Annotated in this window: 5 protein-coding genes; 2 read left to right on the plus strand and 3 right to left on the minus strand. The window is 66.0% G+C overall.

Translation table 11 applies throughout. The features are described from left to right. Positions 1-252 precede the first annotated feature (252 nt). Positions 253-1,434, plus strand: a complete 1,182-nt coding sequence (gene metK / locus FKP22_RS21420) for a methionine adenosyltransferase (protein WP_141289718.1) — start codon at positions 253-255, stop codon at positions 1,432-1,434. A gap of 74 nt (positions 1,435-1,508) precedes the next feature. Here metK and FKP22_RS21425 read toward each other — a convergent pair whose 3' ends face one another. The 3 genes from FKP22_RS21425 to purT form a co-directional block, all read right to left on the minus strand. Continuing rightward, the gene (locus tag FKP22_RS21425; protein WP_141289719.1) at positions 1,509-1,880 is read right to left on the minus strand and encodes a response regulator; all 372 of its coding nucleotides are present in this window, start codon (positions 1,878-1,880) and stop codon (positions 1,509-1,511) included. Between the two features lie 51 nt (positions 1,881-1,931). Continuing rightward, the gene (locus tag FKP22_RS21430; protein WP_141289720.1) at positions 1,932-2,900 is read right to left on the minus strand and encodes a chemotaxis protein CheX; all 969 of its coding nucleotides are present in this window, start codon (positions 2,898-2,900) and stop codon (positions 1,932-1,934) included. Positions 2,901-3,018: 118 nt separating this feature from the next. Continuing rightward, positions 3,019-4,221: a formate-dependent phosphoribosylglycinamide formyltransferase gene (gene purT / locus FKP22_RS21435; RefSeq protein ID WP_141289721.1), complete on the minus strand. Its 1,203-nt coding sequence runs from the start codon at positions 4,219-4,221 to the stop codon at positions 3,019-3,021. A 64-nt stretch (positions 4,222-4,285) separates the two neighbouring features. Between purT and FKP22_RS21440 the strand changes: the two genes are divergently transcribed. Beyond that, on the plus strand, positions 4,286-4,706 hold a 421-nt coding region (locus FKP22_RS21440), incomplete at its 3' end, for a DNA glycosylase AlkZ-like family protein (protein ID WP_211361503.1).

Consider the following 4,706-nt stretch of genomic DNA (forward strand, 5'->3'; position numbering starts at 1 on the left):
GCCCAGGGCTTGCACCCAAGCGAGCGGCAAGCGCGAAATACCTCGCAACAAGAACATCAAAGCTTCGGATAAGATCGGCCCCATCGCCGAGTTAACAGGACAACTTGCGGGGCGATGTGCCAGGTTTTCGACCGATGGCGCCGGGCCGATTCTCTCCAGAATCGCCTGCCAAATGCCGCTAAAGCGTTCGCCGCTCTCTCAGGTTGCCGAGCTGGACGAACTGCCATTCATCTCGCAACCGGAGAATGCCAAGTGGCGAACGATTATCTCTTCACCTCCGAATCCGTTTCGGAAGGTCACCCCGACAAGGTCGCCGACCAGATCTCCGACGCGATCCTCGACGCCATCTTCGCGCAGGACCCGCTGTCCCGCGTGGCGGCCGAAACCCTGTGCAACACCGGCCTGGTGGTGCTGGCCGGTGAAATCACCACGCAGGCCAACGTGGATTACATCCAGGTCGCGCGCGACACGATCAAGCGCATCGGCTACGACAACACCGAATACGGCATCGACTACAAGGGCTGCGCGGTGCTGGTGGCCTACGACAAGCAGAGCAACGACATCGCCCAGGGCGTGGACCGCGCCAGCGACGATTACCTGAACATCGGCGCCGGCGACCAGGGCCTGATGTTCGGCTACGCCTGCGACGAAACACCCGAGCTGATGCCCGCGCCGATCTACTACGCGCACCGCCTGGTCGAGCGCCAGGCCCAGCTGCGCAAGGACGGCCGCCTGCCCTTCCTGCGGCCGGACGCCAAGAGCCAGGTCACGCTGCGCTACGTGGACGGCAAGCCTGTGTCCATCGACACCGTCGTGCTGTCGACCCAGCACGCACCCGAGATGAGCCTGGGCGACAAGATGAAGCCCGAGTTCTACGAGGCGGTGCGCGAAGAGATCATCAAGCCGGTGCTGCCGGCCGAATGGCTCACCGCCGAGACCAAGTACCTGATCAACCCGACCGGCCGCTTCGTCATCGGCGGCCCGCAGGGCGACTGCGGCCTCACCGGCCGCAAGATCATCGTCGACACCTACGGCGGCGCCTGCCCGCACGGCGGTGGCGCCTTCTCCGGCAAGGACCCGACCAAGGTCGACCGCTCGGCCGCCTACGCCGCACGCTACGTGGCCAAGAACATCGTCGCCGCCGGCCTGGCCCGCCAGTGCCAGATCCAGGTGGCTTACGCGATCGGCGTGGCCCGCCCGATGAACGTCACGGTCTACACCGAAGGCACAGGCGTGATCCCCGACGAGCAGATCGCCAAGCTGGTCAATGAGCTGTTCGACCTGCGCCCCAAGGGCATCATCCAGATGCTGGACCTGCTCAAGCCGATCTACTCGAAGACCGCGGCCTACGGCCACTTCGGGCGGGAGGAGCCTGAGTTCACGTGGGAGCGCACGGATCGCGCTGCCGCACTGCGCGCAGCGGCCGGCTTGTAAACGCCCAGTGCCAAAGACAAAGGCCGCCACCGGGATTCCGGCGGCGGCCTTTTTTTCATGGGCGAACGGCGGGTTCAGCCCATTCCGCAAAGCTTGCGAAACGGCCCCAGCACCGCGTCGCCGCGGAAGGGTTTGACGATCCAGCCGTTGATGCCGATGGCCTTCGCGCGGGTGCGCATCGCCGGGTTGTCCTCGGTCGTCAGCATCACGATGCGCACGTCCTTGTTGCAAAGCTCGGTGCGGATCTTCTCGGCCATGGTCAGGCCGTCCATGTTGGGCATGTTGATGTCGCTGACCACCAGCCGGATGCCGGGGTCCTTGTTCAGCTGCACCAGGCCATCGCGGCCATCGGTCGCCACCGCCACCTCGAAGCCGTTCTTGCTCAGGAAACCGGCAACGATCTCCCGCATCGTGTTGGAGTCATCAACCACCAGAACGTGGGCCATGGCGGTCTCCTCTTTGAGGTCTTTGGGAATGAGACATCGGATGGCGCGCGATCAAAACAATTCGAGCTCACCGGTGGCTGCGCTGCTGCCGCTGGAAGCGTCGGCAAACACCGCGAACTCCTCGGGCGACCAGTGCAGGTTGAAGATCAGGCGCTGCACGATGGTCAGCGGCGGCAGGCCGGGGCGGCGCGGGTCCGAAAGCTGGTAGCGCACACACAGCTGCGGGTCCTGCGAGCCGAACGAGATGTACTTGTGCTCGTGGTTGATCACGATGGGCACCTGGCTCTGCTGGTTGGCAAAGGCCTTGGGCGGGATGTAGCGGTTCTTGAACGCGCCCCAGATCAGGTTGGTCGTCTCGCCCAGCAGGTGATTGAGTTCGCGGAAATTCAGGTCGCCACCGACGCCTTCGTAACCCATGCCCTGCATCAGGCCCTGGCGCAACGCCCCCTCTTCCGTCTGCAGCATCATGTAGCCGCGGCACCAGGTGCTCTCCAGCGGAATCAGCGTCGACACCTGGCCGAAGATGATGCGGTCGTGCACCACGTAGGGCGACTCGGCCTTCACCGTCGCATGCGGGAACATCGAACGCATCGCCGAGCAGGTCAGCTCGACCACGCCGTTCACCAGCTCGGTCGGGTAACGCAGGCTGAAGATGCTGCGCTCGACGCAGGACTGCAGCTGCGCCAGGTCGCCGGTCGTCCACGGATGGCGTATCGCAATTTCCTGCTCCTCGCTCAGCGGCTGGTTGCTGGTGCGGCGCAGGAAGATCGGCAGCTCCGGCCGCAGCTTGTGGATGCTGCAGGCCAGCGCCAGGCTGTCCATGCCCTCCAGCGGCAAGTCCTCGGCCAGCATCACGCCGCCCAGGTCCTTGTGCTGCGACAAGGTGGCCAGCGCGTCCGGCGCGCTGCGCGGCATGGCCATCAAGCCCATGCGCTCGCAAAAATCCATCAGGCATTGGTACTGCTTGGCGTCATGCTCCAGCAGCAGTACCTTGGCGGCGAGATTGGTGGTCTCAGTCACAGCATCCTCCGAAACCCAGGCGTGAACAAGACGACCAGCCCACACGAGCCGGTCGCTTCATGCATGCTTATCGGCAGGTGGCTGCCGGGCTGGAGGGGGAAACGGCTGGCGCCAAGCCTCAAGCCTTGCGCGGCTTGACCTTGCTGGCGGCCAGCTTGGCCTGGGTGCGGGCGGTTTCCACGTCCGCGTCGTGCACCAGTGCCACGCCCATGCGGCGCTTGACGAAGCTCTCGGGCTTGCCGAACAGGCGGATCTCGCTGTTGGGCACACGCATCGCGTCGGCCACGCCGTCGAAGACGATGCCCGTGGCATCGACGCCGCCGTAGATCACGGCGCTGGCGCCGGGGCTCTTCAGCGAGGTGTCCACCGGCAGGCCGAGGATGGCGCGAGCGTGAAGTTCGAACTCGTTCTGCCACTGGGTGATCATCGTGACCATGCCGGTGTCGTGCGGTCGCGGGCTGACTTCGCTGAACCAGACCTGGTCGCCCTTGACGAACAGCTCCACGCCGAACAAGCCCTGGCCGCCGAGGTTGTCGGTCACGGCCTTGGCGACGCGGCGCGACTCGGCCAGCGCGGCCGGGCTCATCGGGTGCGGCTGCCAGCTCTCCACATAGTCCCCGCTGACCTGCACGTGGCCGATCGGGTCACAGAAGAAGGTTTCGACCTGGCCGCTTTCGCCCACCGCGCGCACCGTCAGCTGCGTGATCTCGTAGTCGAAGTCAATGAAGCCTTCGACGATGACGCGGCCAGGGCCGACGCGGCCGCCGGCCATCGCGTAGTCCCAGGCTTTTTGCACGTCCGCCGGGCCATCGATCTTGCTCTGGCCCTTGCCGGAGCTGCTCATCACCGGCTTGACGATGCAGGGGTAGCCAATGCCCGCATCGATGGCCGCTTGCAGCTCGGCCAGCGAATCGCAGAACTTGTACGGGCTGGTGGGCAGGCCCAGGGTTTCGGCGGCCAGGCGGCGGATGCCTTCGCGGTCCATCGTCAGCCGGGCGGCACGGGCAGTGGGGATGCAACGCACCTTGCCTTCGGCCTCCAGCGCTTCCAGCACCGGCGTGGCAATGGCCTCGATCTCGGGCACGATCAGGTCCGGCTTCTCGGCTTCGATCAGCGCGCGCAGCTGGACCGGGTCGCTCATCGTGATGGTGCGCGCATGGTGCGCCACCTGCTGGCCGGGGGCGTTTTCGTAGCGGTCGACCGCGATGGTCTCGACGCCCAGGCGCTGCAGCGCGATCAGCACCTCCTTGCCCAGTTCCCCCGAGCCGAGCAGCATCACACGGGTGGCGGAAGGGGACAGCGGGGTTCCAAGGGTGGTCATGGCGGAGGTCAATCTCGGTATTTCGATGAGGCCGGCATTGTCGCCGCTGCGGCATCATCCGGCCATGCCTGCCCTGACCCTGGACGACCTGCGCCGCTACGCGATTGCCCGCAGCCTCTTCAAACCCACCACCCTGCCCCGCGCACTGCAGCGCCTGGGCTTTGTGCAGGCCGACCCGCTGCGCGCGCCGGCCCGCGCACAGGACCTGACGCTGCGCCACCGCGTGCTGGACTACCGCGCCGGCGACCTGGACAAGCGCTACACCAAGCTGCCCTATGAGGAAGATTTCTTCGTCAACTACGGCTATGTGCACCGCGACACCCAGGCGCTGATGCACCCGCGCGAGGCCAGGCACGAGTGGACGCCAGAGCGCTGGGCGCAGGCCGCAGACGTGCTGGCCTATGTGCGCGAACGCGGCGTGGTGCACCCGCGCGAGGTGGACGCGCATTTCGCCCACGGCAAGGTGACCAACTGGTTCGGCGGCT

The sequence above is a fragment of the Ideonella azotifigens genome (assembly GCF_006519715.1).
Classification (GTDB): Bacteria; Pseudomonadota; Gammaproteobacteria; order Burkholderiales; family Burkholderiaceae_C; genus Ideonella; species Ideonella azotifigens.

What these genes read in the sequence shown, in the direction of transcription:
- purT (WP_141289721.1), bottom strand. Translation starts at nt 4,221, where the DNA reads ATGACCACCCTTGGAACCCCGCTGTCCCCTTCCGCCACCCGTGTGATG.
- FKP22_RS21425 (WP_141289719.1), bottom strand. Translation starts at nt 1,880, where the DNA reads ATGGCCCACGTTCTGGTGGTTGATGACTCCAACACGATGCGGGAGATC.